Genomic DNA, 214 nt, shown 5'->3' with positions numbered 1-214 from the left:
ACGTAGTTCGGGCTCCAGTCACGTGAGTTCCGGCCTCAGTCACGTGAGTTCGGGCTCCAGTCACGTGAGTTCCGGCCTCAGTCACGTGAGTTCGGGCTCCAGTCACGCGAGTTCCGCCCCCAGTCACGTGAGTTCCGGCCTCAGTCACGTGAGTTCGGGCTCCAGTCACGCGAGTTCCGCCCCCAGTCACGTGAGTTCCGGCCTCAGTCACGTG

The sequence above is a fragment of the Amycolatopsis sp. NPDC051128 genome (genome assembly GCF_040682715.1).
Classification (GTDB): Bacteria; Actinomycetota; Actinomycetes; order Mycobacteriales; family Pseudonocardiaceae; genus Amycolatopsis.
This window is presented reverse-complemented; position numbering follows the sequence as displayed.